General features: G+C 50.4%; 29 protein-coding genes. 28 read left to right on the top strand and 1 reads right to left on the bottom strand.

Translation table 11 applies throughout. The annotated features are described in order from the left end of the window. The first annotated feature begins 193 nt into the window (after positions 1 to 193). Both bfd and bfr read left to right on the top strand, forming a co-directional pair. Complete coding sequence (gene bfd / locus RAC90_RS20485; RefSeq protein WP_375124737.1) at positions 194 to 388, top strand: bacterioferritin-associated ferredoxin; 195 nt, start codon at positions 194 to 196, stop codon at positions 386 to 388. A gap of 106 nt (positions 389 to 494) precedes the next feature. Next, entirely contained in the window at positions 495 to 968 is a 474-nt protein-coding gene (bfr, locus tag RAC90_RS20490) for a bacterioferritin (protein ID WP_375124738.1), read from the top strand. On the opposite strand, the gene RAC90_RS20495 is transcribed toward bfr, so the two are convergent. Continuing rightward, the gene (locus RAC90_RS20495) at positions 955 to 1,728 is read right to left on the bottom strand and encodes a prepilin peptidase (protein ID WP_375124739.1); all 774 of its coding nucleotides are present in this window, start codon (positions 1,726 to 1,728) and stop codon (positions 955 to 957) included. The genes bfr and RAC90_RS20495 overlap by 14 nt on opposite strands. Before the next feature lie 401 nt (positions 1,729 to 2,129). Here RAC90_RS20495 and rpsJ point away from each other — a divergent pair, with 401 nt between their 5' ends. The 26 genes from rpsJ to rpsD all read left to right on the top strand — a co-directional run bounded on the left by rpsJ (position 2,130) and on the right by rpsD (position 14,340). Then, complete coding sequence (rpsJ, locus tag RAC90_RS20500; protein WP_006120582.1) at positions 2,130 to 2,441, top strand: 30S ribosomal protein S10; 312 nt, start codon at positions 2,130 to 2,132, stop codon at positions 2,439 to 2,441. Positions 2,442 to 2,473: 32 nt separating this feature from the next. After that, a complete protein-coding gene (gene rplC, locus RAC90_RS20505) occupies positions 2,474 to 3,103 on the top strand; it encodes a 50S ribosomal protein L3 (RefSeq protein ID WP_006120583.1) in 630 nt (209 codons plus the stop codon). A 10-nt stretch (positions 3,104 to 3,113) separates the two neighbouring features. Further along, positions 3,114 to 3,719, top strand: a complete 606-nt coding sequence (gene rplD / locus RAC90_RS20510) for a 50S ribosomal protein L4 (protein WP_006120584.1) — start codon at positions 3,114 to 3,116, stop codon at positions 3,717 to 3,719. Further along, complete coding sequence (gene rplW / locus RAC90_RS20515; protein ID WP_006120585.1) at positions 3,716 to 4,018, top strand: 50S ribosomal protein L23; 303 nt, start codon at positions 3,716 to 3,718, stop codon at positions 4,016 to 4,018. The genes rplD and rplW overlap by 4 nt, the downstream gene beginning before the upstream one ends. 17 nt (positions 4,019 to 4,035) lie before the next feature. Then, a complete protein-coding gene (gene rplB, locus RAC90_RS20520) occupies positions 4,036 to 4,857 on the top strand; it encodes a 50S ribosomal protein L2 (protein ID WP_006120586.1) in 822 nt (273 codons plus the stop codon). A 16-nt stretch (positions 4,858 to 4,873) separates the two neighbouring features. After that, entirely contained in the window at positions 4,874 to 5,152 is a 279-nt protein-coding gene (gene rpsS / locus RAC90_RS20525; RefSeq protein WP_001138115.1) for a 30S ribosomal protein S19, read from the top strand. Between the two features lie 13 nt (positions 5,153 to 5,165). Beyond that, positions 5,166 to 5,498 carry a 50S ribosomal protein L22 gene (gene rplV / locus RAC90_RS20530; RefSeq protein WP_002919773.1) on the top strand — a complete coding sequence of 111 codons (333 nt, stop codon included), beginning with the start codon at positions 5,166 to 5,168 and terminating at the stop codon, positions 5,496 to 5,498. Between the two features lie 17 nt (positions 5,499 to 5,515). Further along, a complete protein-coding gene (gene rpsC, locus RAC90_RS20535) occupies positions 5,516 to 6,214 on the top strand; it encodes a 30S ribosomal protein S3 (protein ID WP_006120587.1) in 699 nt (232 codons plus the stop codon). An 11-nt stretch (positions 6,215 to 6,225) separates the two neighbouring features. After that, positions 6,226 to 6,636 carry a 50S ribosomal protein L16 gene (rplP, locus tag RAC90_RS20540; RefSeq protein WP_002438716.1) on the top strand — a complete coding sequence of 137 codons (411 nt, stop codon included), beginning with the start codon at positions 6,226 to 6,228 and terminating at the stop codon, positions 6,634 to 6,636. After that, the gene (gene rpmC, locus RAC90_RS20545) at positions 6,636 to 6,827 is read left to right on the top strand and encodes a 50S ribosomal protein L29 (RefSeq protein WP_006120588.1); all 192 of its coding nucleotides are present in this window, start codon (positions 6,636 to 6,638) and stop codon (positions 6,825 to 6,827) included. Before rplP ends, rpmC begins: the two co-directional genes overlap by 1 nt. Then, positions 6,827 to 7,081 (top strand): 30S ribosomal protein S17, encoded by a 255-nt coding sequence (gene rpsQ / locus RAC90_RS20550; protein WP_006120589.1) that lies wholly within the window; start codon positions 6,827 to 6,829, stop codon positions 7,079 to 7,081. The genes rpmC and rpsQ overlap by 1 nt, the downstream gene beginning before the upstream one ends. A gap of 168 nt (positions 7,082 to 7,249) precedes the next feature. Then, complete coding sequence (gene rplN / locus RAC90_RS20555; protein WP_006120590.1) at positions 7,250 to 7,621, top strand: 50S ribosomal protein L14; 372 nt, start codon at positions 7,250 to 7,252, stop codon at positions 7,619 to 7,621. A 10-nt stretch (positions 7,622 to 7,631) separates the two neighbouring features. Continuing rightward, complete coding sequence (gene rplX / locus RAC90_RS20560) at positions 7,632 to 7,946, top strand: 50S ribosomal protein L24 (RefSeq protein ID WP_003850150.1); 315 nt, start codon at positions 7,632 to 7,634, stop codon at positions 7,944 to 7,946. A 14-nt stretch (positions 7,947 to 7,960) separates the two neighbouring features. Next, positions 7,961 to 8,500: a 50S ribosomal protein L5 gene (gene rplE, locus RAC90_RS20565; RefSeq protein WP_006120591.1), complete on the top strand. Its 540-nt coding sequence runs from the start codon at positions 7,961 to 7,963 to the stop codon at positions 8,498 to 8,500. Positions 8,501 to 8,514: 14 nt separating this feature from the next. Beyond that, a complete protein-coding gene (rpsN, locus tag RAC90_RS20570; RefSeq protein WP_006120592.1) occupies positions 8,515 to 8,820 on the top strand; it encodes a 30S ribosomal protein S14 in 306 nt (101 codons plus the stop codon). 32 nt (positions 8,821 to 8,852) lie between these two features. Further along, positions 8,853 to 9,245: a 30S ribosomal protein S8 gene (gene rpsH, locus RAC90_RS20575; protein ID WP_006120593.1), complete on the top strand. Its 393-nt coding sequence runs from the start codon at positions 8,853 to 8,855 to the stop codon at positions 9,243 to 9,245. A 12-nt stretch (positions 9,246 to 9,257) separates the two neighbouring features. After that, positions 9,258 to 9,791 (top strand): 50S ribosomal protein L6, encoded by a 534-nt coding sequence (gene rplF, locus RAC90_RS20580; protein ID WP_033741521.1) that lies wholly within the window; start codon positions 9,258 to 9,260, stop codon positions 9,789 to 9,791. 9 nt (positions 9,792 to 9,800) lie between these two features. After that, a complete protein-coding gene (gene rplR, locus RAC90_RS20585; protein WP_003850163.1) occupies positions 9,801 to 10,154 on the top strand; it encodes a 50S ribosomal protein L18 in 354 nt (117 codons plus the stop codon). Between the two features lie 14 nt (positions 10,155 to 10,168). Beyond that, positions 10,169 to 10,669, top strand: coding sequence for a 30S ribosomal protein S5 (gene rpsE, locus RAC90_RS20590; RefSeq protein WP_006120595.1), 501 nt, complete (start codon positions 10,169 to 10,171; stop codon positions 10,667 to 10,669). Positions 10,670 to 10,674: 5 nt separating this feature from the next. Then, positions 10,675 to 10,854 (top strand): 50S ribosomal protein L30, encoded by a 180-nt coding sequence (rpmD, locus tag RAC90_RS20595; RefSeq protein WP_003850166.1) that lies wholly within the window; start codon positions 10,675 to 10,677, stop codon positions 10,852 to 10,854. A gap of 3 nt (positions 10,855 to 10,857) precedes the next feature. Continuing rightward, positions 10,858 to 11,292, top strand: a complete 435-nt coding sequence (rplO, locus tag RAC90_RS20600; RefSeq protein WP_009087579.1) for a 50S ribosomal protein L15 — start codon at positions 10,858 to 10,860, stop codon at positions 11,290 to 11,292. Between the two features lie 7 nt (positions 11,293 to 11,299). Further along, positions 11,300 to 12,631: a preprotein translocase subunit SecY gene (gene secY, locus RAC90_RS20605; protein WP_006120598.1), complete on the top strand. Its 1,332-nt coding sequence runs from the start codon at positions 11,300 to 11,302 to the stop codon at positions 12,629 to 12,631. A gap of 32 nt (positions 12,632 to 12,663) precedes the next feature. Continuing rightward, complete coding sequence (rpmJ, locus tag RAC90_RS20610) at positions 12,664 to 12,780, top strand: 50S ribosomal protein L36 (RefSeq protein ID WP_004160566.1); 117 nt, start codon at positions 12,664 to 12,666, stop codon at positions 12,778 to 12,780. A gap of 144 nt (positions 12,781 to 12,924) precedes the next feature. Next, entirely contained in the window at positions 12,925 to 13,281 is a 357-nt protein-coding gene (gene rpsM, locus RAC90_RS20615; RefSeq protein WP_003850176.1) for a 30S ribosomal protein S13, read from the top strand. A gap of 16 nt (positions 13,282 to 13,297) precedes the next feature. Beyond that, entirely contained in the window at positions 13,298 to 13,687 is a 390-nt protein-coding gene (gene rpsK, locus RAC90_RS20620; RefSeq protein WP_004160563.1) for a 30S ribosomal protein S11, read from the top strand. 32 nt (positions 13,688 to 13,719) lie between these two features. Continuing rightward, positions 13,720 to 14,340, top strand: coding sequence for a 30S ribosomal protein S4 (rpsD, locus tag RAC90_RS20625; RefSeq protein ID WP_006120599.1), 621 nt, complete (start codon positions 13,720 to 13,722; stop codon positions 14,338 to 14,340). Positions 14,341 to 14,357: the final 17 nt, after the last annotated feature.

Genomic DNA, 14,357 nt, shown 5'->3' on the forward strand with positions numbered 1-14,357 from the left:
TAAAGTTATCGCTTAATTGTGATCTCTGATGTGGCCACATGAGTGGCTACTGCAAAATAAAAAGAGCACTTCGGTGCTCTTTTTTTATGCCTGTCATTTAATCACGCAGGCTTTCTCCTCATAAAAGGTAGGTTTGAAATAAAAACGATTCGCATTTACACTGTGCGCACGAAATAGACCGGGTGATGAATAAATGTACGTCTGTCTGTGTAATGCCATCAGTGACAAAACGCTCCGTGAAGTCGTGCGCCGTTATCAGCCCAAATCTATCCAGCAGTTGCGCCAAATCGTGCCCGTGGGAAAGCAATGTGGAAAATGTATTCGGGATGCCCGCGCGATTATGGATGAAGAGATGCAGCACGCTCCGCAATATACAGAAATCGCGTAAACGCACACACACCATCGACTTGATAATACCCACAATTTTCATCGCGTTTTTTTGACTTCTTTTTAACCGCATCTACGCTCAAATAAACATGAGCGGAGGAAGCGAAATGAAGGGCGATGCGAAAATCATAAGTCATCTCAATAAATTGTTGGGGAATGAACTGGTTGCAATAAACCAGTACTTCTTACATGCACGGATGTTCAAAAACTGGGGACTGATGCGTCTTAACGACGTTGAGTACCATGAGTCCATAGATGAAATGAAGCATGCGGATAAATACATCGAACGTATTCTGTTTCTTGAAGGCATTCCTAATCTACAGGATCTGGGACGACTCAGGATTGGAGAAGATGTCGGGGAGATGTTGCAGTCCGATCTCAATCTTGAACTCGAAGGCGCAAAAGACCTGCGAGAAGCCATCGCCTATGCGGATAAAGTTCATGATTACGTAAGCCGCGATATGATGATCGCCATCCTCGAAGATGAGGAGCACCATATCGACTGGATTGAAACCGAGCTTGATCTCATTAGTAAGATGGGCATTCAGAATTACCTGCAGGCGCAAATCAAAAAAGAGTAAGGCTTTGACTAATGATAACTCCCCAGCCCGCGACGGCCAGGAAAGGGCCAAAGGGAAGCGGGCTGTTCAGGTACCACGCCCGGTTCCTTATCCGCAGCGCGCCGAAAGCGATCAAGGCTGTCGTACAGGCGGTCAGGGCAATGAAGGGCAGGGCCTGCCAACCACACCATGCGCCCAGTGCGGCAAACAGTTTAATATCCCCACAACCTAATCCCTTCCGCCGTGTAACCTGTTGAAAAATTCCGGCAAGCAACCAAAGTGAACCATAGCCAAATATGACGCCACCGATGGCCGAACTGACCGTGAGTGGCTGAAAGAACATGAAACGTGAAAGACCCAGCCACAGGAGCGCGTGGGTGAGAACATCTGGCAGCAGGAAGTGGCGCTGGTCGATGGCCGCAAGGACGAGGAGCAAACAGGAAGCCAGAAGCGGAAACAGCGCATGAATGAGATTGTCGTGAAACAGGTAAGCCAGCAACAGGCAGAGCAGGGCGCCTGTCAGCTCAAACAGCACGGGCAGCAAACCGACCGGATGCGAACAAAACCGACAGTGCCCCCGCAACCACAGCCAGCTTATCAGCGGAACGCTGTCGTGCCACAGGATCGTGCGGCGACAGTAACTACAGTGGGAAGGCGGCGTCCACAATGACTGCAGCCAGCGACGTGGTGAAGCGGACGTATGAAAACGTTGACAGGCCAGGGCGAGAAAGCTGCCAAGCGCGCCGCCTGACAGGGAGACAGCAACGATGATGAGCAACACGATGACCTCCGGTTAACCTGATGTGATGACTGAGTCTGTCTGAACGCGTCCTCTGCGTCGCGGATAAGAAAAAGAGAATGGAAAACCGCGCCCAGAAAAAAAGGGGCGAAGACATCCGTCCTGCAGGGCTTCTGTGCAGACGTGCACAAAAGCGTTAAACACAGTTTTCTATGGCAAATGTGCATCGTGGGTTGCTTCCTGAGCAAATCTACGTATAATGCGCGGGCCTGCCGATATTGGCAGGCGCGATTCGAGCTGAATCGCAGACGGCAGTTTGTTGGGCCGTCTGACAATACTCCCAACTGTGGAGTTATATGCTGAACGATTACACTCTCCCATCAATCGTAATGGGTTCGAGTAGTAATTTTTTTCGTCTATAAAATGTTTGGAGCCTTGGTCTCATGTCGAACCAAAGAATCCGTATCCGTCTTAAAGCGTTTGATCATCGTCTGATCGATCAATCAACCGCGGAAATCGTCGAGACTGCCAAGCGCACTGGTGCGCAGGTACGTGGTCCGATCCCGCTGCCGACCCGCAAAGAGCGCTTTACCGTTCTGATCTCTCCGCACGTTAACAAAGATGCGCGTGACCAGTACGAAATTCGCACTCACAAGCGTCTGGTAGACATCGTTGAGCCAACTGAAAAAACCGTTGATGCTCTGATGCGTCTGGACCTGGCTGCCGGTGTTGACGTGCAGATCAGCCTGGGTTAATCAGGTCATCGAGCGATTGAGAGGTTGAAACAATGATTGGTTTAGTCGGTAAAAAAGTGGGTATGACCCGCATCTTCACTGAAGATGGCGTATCTATCCCAGTAACCGTAATCGAAGTTGAAGCGAACCGCGTTACTCAGGTCAAAGGCCTGGAGAACGATGGTTACCAGGCAATTCAGGTTACCACCGGTGCTAAAAAAGCAAACCGTGTGACCAAACCTGAAGCTGGTCATTTTGCTAAAGCTGGCGTAGAAGCTGGCCGTGGCCTGTGGGAATTCCGCACCGCTGAAGGTGATGAGTATTCTGTAGGTCAGAGCATCAGCGTTGAAATTTTCGCTGACGTTAAAAAAGTAGACGTAACTGGCACCTCTAAAGGTAAAGGTTTCGCAGGTACCGTTAAGCGCTGGAACTTCCGTACCCAGGACGCAACCCACGGTAACTCCTTGTCTCACCGCGTTCCGGGTTCTATCGGTCAGAACCAGACTCCGGGCAAAGTGTTCAAAGGCAAGAAAATGGCAGGTCAGCTGGGTAATGAGCGCGTAACTGTTCAGAGCCTGGACGTAGTACGTGTTGACGCTGAGCGCAACCTGCTGCTGGTTAAAGGTGCAGTTCCCGGTGCTACCGGTAGCGACCTGATCGTTAAACCAGCTGTGAAGGCGTAAGGGGATAGCAATGGAATTAGTATTGAAAGACGCGCAGAGCGCGCTGACTGTTTCCGAAACTACCTTCGGTCGTGATTTCAACGAAGCGCTGGTTCACCAGGTTGTTGTTGCTTACGCATCAGGCGCCCGCCAGGGTACTCGCGCGCAGAAAACTCGCGCTGAAGTAACCGGTTCAGGCAAAAAGCCTTGGCGTCAGAAAGGCACCGGCCGTGCGCGTTCAGGTTCTGTAAAGAGCCCGATCTGGCGTTCAGGTGGCGTGACCTTTGCTGCTAAGCCACAAGACCACAGTCAAAAAGTTAACAAAAAGATGTACCGCGGCGCGCTGAAAAGCATCCTGTCCGAACTGGTACGTCAAGATCGTCTGATCGTTGTCGAGCAGTTCTCTGTTGAAGCACCGAAAACCAAGTTGCTGGCACAGAAGCTGAAAGACATGGCGCTGGAAGACGTGCTGATCATCACCGGCGAACTGGATGAGAATCTGTTCCTGGCTGCGCGTAACCTGTACAAGGTTGACGTGCGTGATGCAGCGGGTATCGACCCAGTTAGCCTGATCGCCTTCGACAAAGTCGTTATGACTGCTGATGCAGTTAAGCAAGTTGAGGAGATGCTGGCATGATCCGTGAAGAACGTCTGCTGAAAGTACTGCGCGCGCCGCACGTATCTGAAAAGGCATCTAGCGCGATGGAAAAAACCAACACCATCGTACTCAAAGTAGCTAAAGACGCGACTAAAGCAGAGATCGTTGCTGCTGTTGAGAAACTGTTCGAAGTAGAAGTTAAAGACGTTAACACCCTGGTAGTTAAAGGTAAGGTTAAGCGTCACGGACAGCGTATCGGTCGTCGTAGCGACTGGAAAAAAGCTTACGTCACCCTGAAGGAAGGCCAGAATCTGGACTTCGTCGGCGGCGCTGAGTAAGTCGGAGGAGAAAGACAATGGCAGTTGTTAAATGTAAACCGACATCTCCGGGTCGTCGCCACGTCGTTAAAGTGGTGAACCCAGAGTTGCACAAGGGCAAGCCGTTTGCTCCATTGCTGGAAAAAAACAGCAAATCCGGTGGCCGCAACAACAACGGTCGCATCACTACCCGTCACATCGGTGGTGGTCATAAGCAGGCTTACCGTCTGGTTGACTTCAAACGCAACAAAGATGGTATCCCGGCAACCGTTGAACGTCTTGAGTACGATCCGAACCGCTCTGCGAACATCGCACTGGTTCTGTACAAAGACGGCGAACGCCGTTACATCCTGGCCCCTAAAGGCCTGAAAGCCGGCGACCAGATTCAGTCTGGCGTTGATGCTGCGATCAAAGCAGGTAACACACTGCCGATGCGTAACATCCCGGTGGGTTCTACCGTTCACAACGTAGAAATGAAACCAGGCAAAGGCGGTCAGATTGCTCGCTCAGCCGGTGCTTACGTGCAGATCGTTGCGCGTGAAGGTTCCTACGTTACCCTGCGTCTGCGTTCAGGTGAAATGCGTAAAGTCGAAGCTGACTGCCGCGCTACACTGGGCGAAGTCGGTAACGCTGAGCATATGCTGCGCGTTCTGGGTAAAGCTGGTGCAACCCGTTGGCGTGGTGTTCGTCCGACCGTTCGTGGTACCGCGATGAACCCAGTAGATCACCCGCACGGTGGTGGTGAAGGTCGTAACTTTGGTAAGCACCCGGTAACTCCGTGGGGCGTTCAGACCAAAGGTAAGAAGACCCGTAGCAACAAGCGTACCGATAAATTTATCGTACGTCGCCGTAGCAAATAATATTAGAGGATAAGCCATGCCACGTTCTCTCAAGAAAGGTCCTTTTATTGACCTGCACTTGCTGAAGAAGGTAGAGAAAGCGGTGGAAAGCGGTGACAAGAAGCCTTTGCGCACTTGGTCCCGTCGTTCAACGATCTTTCCTAACATGATCGGTTTGACCATCGCTGTCCATAATGGTCGTCAGCACGTTCCTGTCTTTGTTTCCGACGAAATGGTTGGTCACAAACTGGGTGAATTCGCGCCGACACGTACTTATCGCGGTCACGCGGCTGATAAAAAAGCCAAGAAGAAATAAGTAGGAGGAAGAGATGGAAACTTTAGCTCAACATCGCCACGCTCGTTCTTCTGCTCAGAAGGTTCGCCTTGTTGCTGACCTGATCCGCGGTAAGAAAGTGTCGCAGGCACTGGACATTTTGACCTACACCAACAAGAAAGCGGCTGTACTGGTCAAGAAAGTTCTGGAATCTGCCATTGCTAACGCTGAACACAACGATGGCGCTGATATCGACGATCTGAAAGTCGCGAAAATTTTCGTCGACGAAGGCCCAAGCATGAAGCGCATTATGCCGCGTGCAAAAGGTCGTGCAGATCGCATCCTGAAGCGCACCAGCCACATTACTGTGGTTGTGTCCGATCGCTGAGACTCTGGAGACTAGCAATGGGTCAGAAAGTACATCCTAATGGTATTCGCCTGGGTATTGTAAAACCATGGAACTCTACCTGGTTTGCGAACACCAAAGAATTCGCTGACAACCTGGACAGCGACTTTAAAGTACGTCAGTACCTGACTAAGGAACTGGCTAAGGCGTCTGTATCTCGTATCGTTATCGAGCGTCCAGCTAAGAGCATCCGTGTGACCATTCACACCGCTCGTCCTGGCATCGTGATCGGTAAGAAAGGTGAAGACGTAGAAAAACTGCGCACGGTCGTCGCGAAAATCGCTGGCGTTCCTGCACAGATCAATATCGCCGAAGTCCGTAAACCGGAACTGGACGCAAAACTGGTTGCTGACAGCATCACTTCACAGCTGGAGCGTCGTGTGATGTTCCGTCGTGCTATGAAGCGTGCGGTTCAGAACGCCATGCGTCTGGGCGCGAAGGGTATCAAAGTTGAAGTTAGCGGCCGTCTGGGCGGCGCCGAGATCGCACGTACCGAATGGTACCGTGAAGGTCGCGTGCCGTTGCACACTCTGCGTGCTGACATTGACTACAACACCTCTGAAGCGCACACCACTTATGGTGTAATCGGCGTTAAGGTATGGATCTTCAAAGGCGAGATCCTGGGTGGTATGGCTGCTGTTGAACAACCGGAACCGGCTGCTCAACCTAAAAAGCAGCAGCGTAAAGGCCGTAAGTAAGGAGAGTCGCTATGTTACAACCAAAGCGTACGAAATTCCGTAAAGTGCACAAAGGCCGCAACCGCGGTCTGGCGCAGGGTACGGATGTTAGCTTCGGGACTTTCGGTCTGAAAGCTGTTGGCCGTGGTCGTCTGACTGCCCGTCAGATCGAAGCAGCACGTCGTGCTATGACCCGTGCAGTTAAGCGTCAAGGTAAGATCTGGATCCGTGTATTCCCGGACAAACCGATCACCGAGAAGCCGCTGGAAGTGCGTATGGGTAAAGGTAAGGGTAACGTTGAGTATTGGGTTGCCCTGATCCAGCCTGGTAAAGTCCTGTATGAAATGGACGGCGTACCAGAAGAGCTGGCCCGTGAAGCATTCAAGCTGGCAGCAGCAAAACTGCCTATCAAAACCACCTTTGTAACTAAGACGGTGATGTAATGAAAGCAACAGAGCTGCGTGAAAAAAGCGTTGAAGAGCTGAACACTGAGCTGCTTAATCTGCTGCGTGAGCAATTTAACCTGCGCATGCAGGCAGCATCTGGCCAACTGCAGCAGTCTCATCTGCTGAAGCAGGTTCGCCGTGATGTTGCACGCGTTAAGACTTTACTGACTGAGAAGGCGGGTTCGTAATGACCGATAAAATCCGTACTCTGCAGGGTCGTGTTGTTAGTGACAAAATGCAGAAATCTGCTGTTGTTGCTATCGAGCGTTTCGTGAAGCATCCAATCTATGGAAAATTCATTAAGCGTACGACTAAGCTGCACATCCATGACGAGAACAACGAATGTGGAATCGGCGACGTGGTAGAAATCCGCGAATGCCGTCCACTGTCTAAGACTAAGTCCTGGACACTGGTTCGCGTTGTAGAGAAAGCAATTCTGTAATAGAATTTGCCCTCTTTAAAAATCTAATGAACGGCTCGAAAGAGCCGTTCATTTTTTCTACCCATCTGCGAGAACCGGTGTTATAATGCCGCGCCCTCAATTATGGGGCTTTCAATCGACCTGAGGTCTAGGTCCCGAAGTAGTAGTTGACATTAGCGGAGCACTGAAATGATCCAAGAACAGACTATGCTGAACGTCGCCGACAACTCCGGTGCACGTCGCGTAATGTGTATCAAGGTTCTGGGTGGCTCGCACCGTCGCTACGCAGGCGTCGGCGACATCATTAAAGTTACCATCAAGGAAGCAATTCCACGTGGTAAAGTTAAAAAAGGTGATGTCCTGAAGGCGGTAGTGGTGCGCACCAGGAAGGGTGTTCGTCGCCCGGACGGTTCTGTCATTCGCTTCGATGGTAATGCATGCGTTATTTTAAACAATAACAGCGAGCAGCCTATCGGTACGCGTATTTTTGGGCCGGTAACTCGTGAACTTCGTACTGAAAAGTTCATGAAAATTATCTCTCTGGCACCAGAAGTACTCTAAGGAGCGAACAATGGCAGCTAAAATCCGTCGTAACGACGAAGTTATCGTGTTAACCGGTAAAGATAAAGGTAAGCGCGGTAAAGTTAAGAACGTCCTGTCTTCTGGCAAGGTCATCGTTGAAGGTATCAACCTGGTTAAGAAACATCAGAAGCCTGTTCCGGCTCTGAACCAACCAGGCGGCATCGTTGAAAAAGAAGCTGCAATTCAGGTTTCTAACGTTGCTCTCTTCAATGCGGCAACCGGTAAGGCTGACCGTGTAGGCTTTAGATTCGAAGACGGTAAAAAAGTCCGTTTCTTCAAATCTAATAGCGAAACTATCAAGTAATTTGGAGTAGTACGATGGCGAAACTGCATGATTACTACAAAGACGAGGTAGTCCAGAAACTCATGTCTGAGTTCGGCTACAATTCTGTCATGCAAGTCCCTCGGGTCGAGAAGATCACCCTGAACATGGGTGTTGGTGAAGCGATCGCTGACAAGAAACTGCTGGATAACGCAGCAGCTGACCTGGCAGCAATCTCCGGTCAAAAACCGTTGATCACCAAAGCACGCAAATCAGTTGCAGGCTTCAAAATCCGTCAGGGCTATCCGATCGGCTGTAAAGTAACTCTGCGTGGCGAACGCATGTGGGAGTTCTTTGAGCGTCTGATCACCATTGCTGTACCGCGTATCCGTGACTTCCGTGGCCTGTCCGCTAAGTCATTCGATGGTCGTGGCAACTACAGCATGGGTGTACGTGAGCAGATCATCTTCCCAGAAATCGACTACGACAAAGTCGATCGCGTTCGTGGTTTGGATATTACCATTACCACTACTGCGAAATCTGATGATGAAGGCCGTGCTCTGCTGGCTGCCTTTGACTTCCCGTTCCGTAAGTAAGGTAGGGTTACTTAATGGCTAAGCAATCTATGAAAGCACGCGAAGTTAAGCGTGTGAAATTAGCAGACAAATTCTTCGCAAAACGCGCTGAACTGAAAGCGATCATTTCTGATGTGAACGCTTCCGACGAAGACCGTTGGGATGCCGTTCTCAAGCTGCAGAGTCTGCCGCGTGATTCCAGCCCTTCACGTCAGCGTAACCGCTGCCGTCAAACAGGTCGTCCGCACGGTTTCCTGCGGAAGTTTGGGTTGAGCCGTATCAAGGTCCGTGAAGCCGCAATGCGCGGTGAAATCCCGGGTCTGAAAAAGGCTAGCTGGTAATTGTCACCAATTGAATCACGGGAGTAACACAGATGAGCATGCAAGATCCGATCGCGGATATGCTGACCCGTATCCGTAACGGTCAGGCCGCGAACAAAGTTGCGGTCACCATGCCCTCCTCCAAGCTGAAATTGGCAATTGCCAACGTGCTGAAGGAAGAAGGCTTTATTGAAGATTTTAAAATCGAAGGCGACACCAAGCTGGAACTGGAACTGACTCTTAAGTATTTCCAGGGTAAAGCGGTTGTAGAAAGCATTCAGCGAGTAAGCCGTCCCGGCCTGCGCATCTATAAGAAAAAAGATGAGCTGCCAAAGGTAATGGCTGGTATGGGTATCGCTGTCATTTCTACATCGAAAGGTGTTATGACTGATCGTGCAGCGCGCCAGGCTGGTCTTGGTGGCGAAATTATCTGCTACGTAGCGTAATCGGAGGATACTATGTCTCGTGTTGCTAAAGCACCTGTCGTTGTTCCTGCCGGCGTAGAGGTAAAACTCAACGGTCAGGTAATTTCGATTAAAGGTAAAAACGGCGAGCTGACTCGTACTATCAATGATGCTGTTGAAGTTAAGCATGCTGACAACACTCTGACTTTCGCTCCGCGCGAAGGTTATGTTGACGGCTGGGCGCAGGCGGGTACTTCTCGCGCGCTGCTGAACGCAATGGTTATCGGTGTTACCGAAGGCTTCACTAAGAAGCTGCAGCTGGTTGGTGTTGGTTATCGTGCTGCCGTTAAAGGCAACGTAGTTAACCTGTCTCTGGGCTTTTCTCATCCAGTTGATCACCAGCTGCCCGCGGGTATCACTGCAGAGTGTCCGACTCAGACTGAAATCGTGCTGAAAGGCGCTGATAAGCAGGTGATCGGCCAGGTTGCAGCTGACTTGCGCGCCTACCGTCGTCCTGAGCCTTATAAAGGTAAGGGTGTCCGTTACGCCGACGAAGTCGTGCGTACCAAAGAGGCTAAGAAGAAGTAAGGTAACACTATGGATAAGAAATCTGCTCGTATCCGTCGTGCGACCCGTGCACGTCGCAAGCTCAAAGAGCTGGGTGCTACTCGCCTGGTGGTACATCGTACCCCGCGTCACATTTACGCACAGGTAATCGCCCCGAACGGTTCCGAAGTTCTGGTTGCTGCTTCTACTGTAGAAAAAGCTATCACTGAACAACTGAAGTATACCGGTAATAAAGAAGCCGCAGCTGCTGTAGGTAAAGCTATTGCAGAACGCGCAATCGAAAAAGGCATCACTGGTGTTTCTTTCGACCGTTCCGGTTTCCAATATCATGGTCGCGTCCAGGCACTGGCAGATGCTGCCCGTGAAGCTGGCCTTCAGTTCTAAGGTAGAGGTCTAAGATGGCACACATCGAGAAACAAGCTGGCGAACTGCAGGAAAAACTGATCGCGGTAAACCGTGTATCTAAAACTGTAAAAGGTGGTCGTATTTTCTCCTTCACCGCACTGACTGTAGTGGGTGATGGTAACGGCCGCGTTGGTTTTGGTTACGGTAAAGCGCGTGAAGTTCCAGCAGCGATCCAGAAAGCGATGGAGAAAGCCCGTCGCAACATGGTTAATGTCGCGCTGATCAACGGCACCCTGCAGCACCCTGTTAAAGGTGCGCACACTGGGTCCCGTGTGTTCATGCAGCCGGCTTCAGAAGGTACCGGTATCATCGCCGGTGGTGCAATGCGCGCCGTTCTGGAAGTCGCTGGAGTACATAACGTTCTGGCAAAAGCCTATGGTTCTACTAACCCGATTAACGTGGTTCGTGCAACTATCGACGGCCTGGGCAATATGAAGTCTCCGGAAATGGTCGCTGCTAAGCGTGGTAAATCCGTTGAAGAAATTCTGGGGTAATCACGATGGCAAAGACTATTAAAATCACTCAAACCCGTAGTTCAATCGGCCGCTTGCCTAAGCATAAAGCCACTCTGGTTGGCCTGGGTCTGCGTCGTATTGGTCATACCGTAGAGCGTGAAGACACGCCAGCTGTACGCGGCATGGTCAACGCGGTTTCCTACATGGTTAAAGTGGAGGAGTAAGAGATGCGTTTAAATACTCTGTCTCCGGCCGAAGGGTCTAAGCACGCTACCAAGCGTCTGGGTCGTGGTATCGGTTCTGGCCTCGGAAAAACCGGTGGTCGTGGTCACAAAGGTCAGAACTCACGTTCTGGCGGTGGCGTACGTCGCGGTTTCGAAGGTGGTCAGATGCCTCTGTACCGTCGTCTGCCGAAGTTCGGTTTCACCTCTCGCAAAGCAATGATCACCACAGAGATTCGTCTGTCTGATCTGGCGAAAGTTGAAGGCGGTATCGTCGACCTGAACGCGCTGAAAGCAGCCAACATTGTCGGTGTCCAGATTGAGTTCGTTAAAGTCATTCTGTCTGGTGAAGTTTCTGCACCGGTAACGGTTCGCGGCCTGCGTGTCACCAAAGGTGCTCGTGCTGCAATCGAAGCTGCTGGCGGTAAAATCGAGGAATAAGTAGCAGATGGCTAAACAACCGGGATTAGATTTTCAAAGTGCCAAAGGTGGCTTTGGTGAACTGAAACGCAGACTGCTGTTTGTTATCGGTGCACTGATTGTCTTCCGCATTGGCTCTTTCATTCCAATCCCTGGTATTGATGCCACTGTACTTGCCAAACTGCTTGAGCAACAGCGTGGCACCATCATTGAAATGTTTAACATGTTCTCTGGTGGTGCTCTCAGCCGTGCTTCTATTTTTGCTCTGGGTATCATGCCGTATATTTCGGCATCTATTATTATCCAGCTGTTAACGGTGGTTCATCCTGCCTTAGCAGAAATCAAGAAAGAAGGGGAGGCTGGCCGTCGTAAGATTAGCCAGTACACCCGTTACGGTACGTTGGTATTGGCCATATTCCAGTCGATCGGTATTGCTACCGGTTTGCCGAATATGCCTGGTATGCAAGGCCTGGTAATGAATCCAGGCTTTGCATTCTATTTTACCGCTGTTGTAAGTCTGGTTACCGGGACAATGTTCCTGATGTGGCTGGGCGAACAGATTACTGAACGTGGTATCGGTAACGGTATCTCGATCATTATCTTCGCGGGTATTGTTGCGGGACTTCCGCCGGCCATTGGCCATACCATCGAGCAAGCGCGGCAAGGTGACCTGCACTTCCTTCTGTTGCTGTTGGTTGCAGTTCTCGTATTTGCAGTGACCTTCTTTGTTATTTTCGTTGAGCGTGGTCAACGCCGCATTGTGGTGAACTATGCCAAACGTCAACAAGGTCGTCGCGTTTACGCTGCACAGAGCACACATTTACCGTTGAAAGTGAATATGGCAGGGGTTATCCCGGCAATCTTCGCTTCCAGCATTATTCTGTTCCCGGCAACGATTGCATCGTGGTTCGGGGGCGGTACCGGTTGGAACTGGCTGACAACAATTTCGATGTATTTGCAGCCAGGACAGCCGCTTTATGTGCTACTCTATGCGACTGCTATCATCTTCTTCTGTTTCTTCTACACGGCGTTGGTTTTCAACCCGCGTGAAACAGCAGATAACCTGAAGAAGTCTGGTGCATTCGTACCGGGAATTCGTCCGGGAGAGCAAACGGCGAGATATATCGATAAAGTAATGACACGGTTAACCTTAATCGGTGCCCTCTACATTACCTTTATTTGCCTTATCCCGGAGTTCATGCGTGATGCGATGAAAGTTCCTTTCTACTTTGGCGGTACATCGCTGCTTATCGTAGTGGTCGTCATCATGGACTTTATGGCTCAAGTGCAAACTCTGATGATGTCAAGTCAGTACGAGTCTGCATTGAAGAAAGCTAACCTGAAGGGCTATGGCCGTTAATTCAGGTGGTTGAGAAGTTACGGAGAGTAAAAATGAAAGTTCGTGCTTCCGTCAAGAAATTATGTCGTAACTGCAAAATCATTCGTCGCGACGGTGTCGTTCGTGTGATCTGCAGCGCCGAGCCAAAGCACAAACAGCGCCAAGGCTGATTTTCACATATTTTTCTTGCAAAGTCGGGTTGAGCTGGCTAGATTAGCCAGCCAATCTTTTGTATGTCTGTACGTTTCCATTTGAGTATCCTGAAAACGGGCTTTTCAGCATGGTGCGTACATATTAAATAGTAGGAGTGCATAGTGGCCCGTATAGCAGGCATTAACATTCCTGATCAGAAACATACCGTTATCGCATTAACTTCGATCTTCGGTATTGGTAAAACTCGTTCTAAAGCCATTTGCGCTTCAACGGGTATTGCTGAAAATGTTAAGATCAGTGAGCTGTCTGAAGAACAAATTGATCAGCTGCGTGATGCAGTTGCTAAATTCGTTGTTGAAGGTGATCTGCGCCGTGAAATCACCCTGAGCATCAAGCGTCTGATGGACCTTGGTTGCTACCGTGGTTTGCGCCATCGTCGTGGTCTTCCGGTTCGCGGTCAGCGCACCAAGACCAACGCACGTACCCGTAAGGGTCCGCGTAAACCGATCAAGAAATAATCGGGGTGAGTAAATAATGGCAAAGGCACCAGTTCGTGCACGTAAGCGTGTAAGAAAACAAGTCTCAGATGGCGTGGCTCATGTCCATGCGTCTTTTAACAACACCATCGTTACCATTACTGATCGTCAGGGTAACGCACTGGGTTGGGCAACCGCCGGTGGTTCCGGTTTCCGCGGTTCACGTAAATCTACGCCGTTTGCTGCTCAGGTCGCTGCAGAGCGCTGTGCAGAAGCTGTAAAAGATTACGGTATTAAGAACCTGGAAGTTATGGTTAAGGGTCCGGGTCCAGGCCGCGAATCAACGATTCGTGCTTTGAACGCCGCTGGTTTCCGCATCACGAACATTACTGATGTGACTCCGATCCCTCACAACGGTTGTCGTCCGCCGAAAAAACGTCGCGTATAACGTCCGTTTTTTAGGTTAGTTGGAGAAAGAAAATGGCAAGATATTTGGGTCCTAAGCTCAAGCTGAGCCGTCGTGAGGGCACTGACTTATTCCTTAAGTCTGGCGTTCGCGCGATTGATTCCAAGTGTAAGATTGAACAAGCCCCTGGTCAGCACGGTGCGCGCAAGCCACGTCTGTCTGACTACGGCGGTCAGTTACGTGAAAAGCAAAAAGTTCGTCGCATCTACGGTGTGCTTGAGCGTCAGTTCCGTAACTATTACAAAGAAGCAGCACGTCTGAAAGGCAACACCGGTGCAAACCTGTTGGCTCTGCTGGAAGGCCGTCTGGACAACGTCGTTTATCGTATGGGCTTTGGTGCCACGCGTGCGGAAGCACGTCAGCTGGTCAGCCATAAGTCTGTTCTGGTAAATGGTCGCGTTGTTAACATCGCTTCTTATCAGGTATCTCCGAATGATGTCGTTAGCATCCGTGAGAAAGCCAAAAAGCAATCTCGCGTGAAGGCCGCTCTGGAGCTGGCTGAGCAGCGTGAAAAGCCAACCTGGCTGGAAGTTGATGCAGCTAAGATGGAAGGTGTGTTCAAACGTATTCCTGAACGTACTGATCTGTCTGCGGACATTAACGAACACCTGATCGTCGAGCTTTACTCTAAGTAAAGCTTAGTACCAAAGAG

The sequence above is a fragment of the Pantoea sp. CS_6 genome (assembly GCF_041954745.1).
GTDB lineage: Bacteria > Pseudomonadota > Gammaproteobacteria > Enterobacterales > Enterobacteriaceae > Pantoea > Pantoea stewartii.

Bases quoted from the DNA above. Each gene is read 5' to 3' on its own strand.
- bfd (WP_375124737.1), top strand. From the start codon at position 194: ATGTACGTCTGTCTGTGTAATGCCATCAGTGACAAAACGCTCCGTGAA.
- bfr (WP_375124738.1), top strand. From the start codon at position 495: ATGAAGGGCGATGCGAAAATCATAAGTCATCTCAATAAATTGTTGGGG.
- rpsJ (WP_006120582.1), top strand. From the start codon at position 2,130: ATGTCGAACCAAAGAATCCGTATCCGTCTTAAAGCGTTTGATCATCGT.
- rplC (WP_006120583.1), top strand. From the start codon at position 2,474: ATGATTGGTTTAGTCGGTAAAAAAGTGGGTATGACCCGCATCTTCACT.
- rplD (WP_006120584.1), top strand. From the start codon at position 3,114: ATGGAATTAGTATTGAAAGACGCGCAGAGCGCGCTGACTGTTTCCGAA.
- rplW (WP_006120585.1), top strand. From the start codon at position 3,716: ATGATCCGTGAAGAACGTCTGCTGAAAGTACTGCGCGCGCCGCACGTA.
- rplB (WP_006120586.1), top strand. From the start codon at position 4,036: ATGGCAGTTGTTAAATGTAAACCGACATCTCCGGGTCGTCGCCACGTC.
- rpsS (WP_001138115.1), top strand. From the start codon at position 4,874: ATGCCACGTTCTCTCAAGAAAGGTCCTTTTATTGACCTGCACTTGCTG.
- rplV (WP_002919773.1), top strand. From the start codon at position 5,166: ATGGAAACTTTAGCTCAACATCGCCACGCTCGTTCTTCTGCTCAGAAG.
- rpsC (WP_006120587.1), top strand. From the start codon at position 5,516: ATGGGTCAGAAAGTACATCCTAATGGTATTCGCCTGGGTATTGTAAAA.
- rplP (WP_002438716.1), top strand. From the start codon at position 6,226: ATGTTACAACCAAAGCGTACGAAATTCCGTAAAGTGCACAAAGGCCGC.
- rpmC (WP_006120588.1), top strand. From the start codon at position 6,636: ATGAAAGCAACAGAGCTGCGTGAAAAAAGCGTTGAAGAGCTGAACACT.
- rpsQ (WP_006120589.1), top strand. From the start codon at position 6,827: ATGACCGATAAAATCCGTACTCTGCAGGGTCGTGTTGTTAGTGACAAA.
- rplN (WP_006120590.1), top strand. From the start codon at position 7,250: ATGATCCAAGAACAGACTATGCTGAACGTCGCCGACAACTCCGGTGCA.
- rplX (WP_003850150.1), top strand. From the start codon at position 7,632: ATGGCAGCTAAAATCCGTCGTAACGACGAAGTTATCGTGTTAACCGGT.
- rplE (WP_006120591.1), top strand. From the start codon at position 7,961: ATGGCGAAACTGCATGATTACTACAAAGACGAGGTAGTCCAGAAACTC.
- rpsN (WP_006120592.1), top strand. From the start codon at position 8,515: ATGGCTAAGCAATCTATGAAAGCACGCGAAGTTAAGCGTGTGAAATTA.
- rpsH (WP_006120593.1), top strand. From the start codon at position 8,853: ATGAGCATGCAAGATCCGATCGCGGATATGCTGACCCGTATCCGTAAC.
- rplF (WP_033741521.1), top strand. From the start codon at position 9,258: ATGTCTCGTGTTGCTAAAGCACCTGTCGTTGTTCCTGCCGGCGTAGAG.
- rplR (WP_003850163.1), top strand. From the start codon at position 9,801: ATGGATAAGAAATCTGCTCGTATCCGTCGTGCGACCCGTGCACGTCGC.
- rpsE (WP_006120595.1), top strand. From the start codon at position 10,169: ATGGCACACATCGAGAAACAAGCTGGCGAACTGCAGGAAAAACTGATC.
- rpmD (WP_003850166.1), top strand. From the start codon at position 10,675: ATGGCAAAGACTATTAAAATCACTCAAACCCGTAGTTCAATCGGCCGC.
- rplO (WP_009087579.1), top strand. From the start codon at position 10,858: ATGCGTTTAAATACTCTGTCTCCGGCCGAAGGGTCTAAGCACGCTACC.
- secY (WP_006120598.1), top strand. From the start codon at position 11,300: ATGGCTAAACAACCGGGATTAGATTTTCAAAGTGCCAAAGGTGGCTTT.
- rpmJ (WP_004160566.1), top strand. From the start codon at position 12,664: ATGAAAGTTCGTGCTTCCGTCAAGAAATTATGTCGTAACTGCAAAATC.
- rpsK (WP_004160563.1), top strand. From the start codon at position 13,298: ATGGCAAAGGCACCAGTTCGTGCACGTAAGCGTGTAAGAAAACAAGTC.
- rpsD (WP_006120599.1), top strand. From the start codon at position 13,720: ATGGCAAGATATTTGGGTCCTAAGCTCAAGCTGAGCCGTCGTGAGGGC.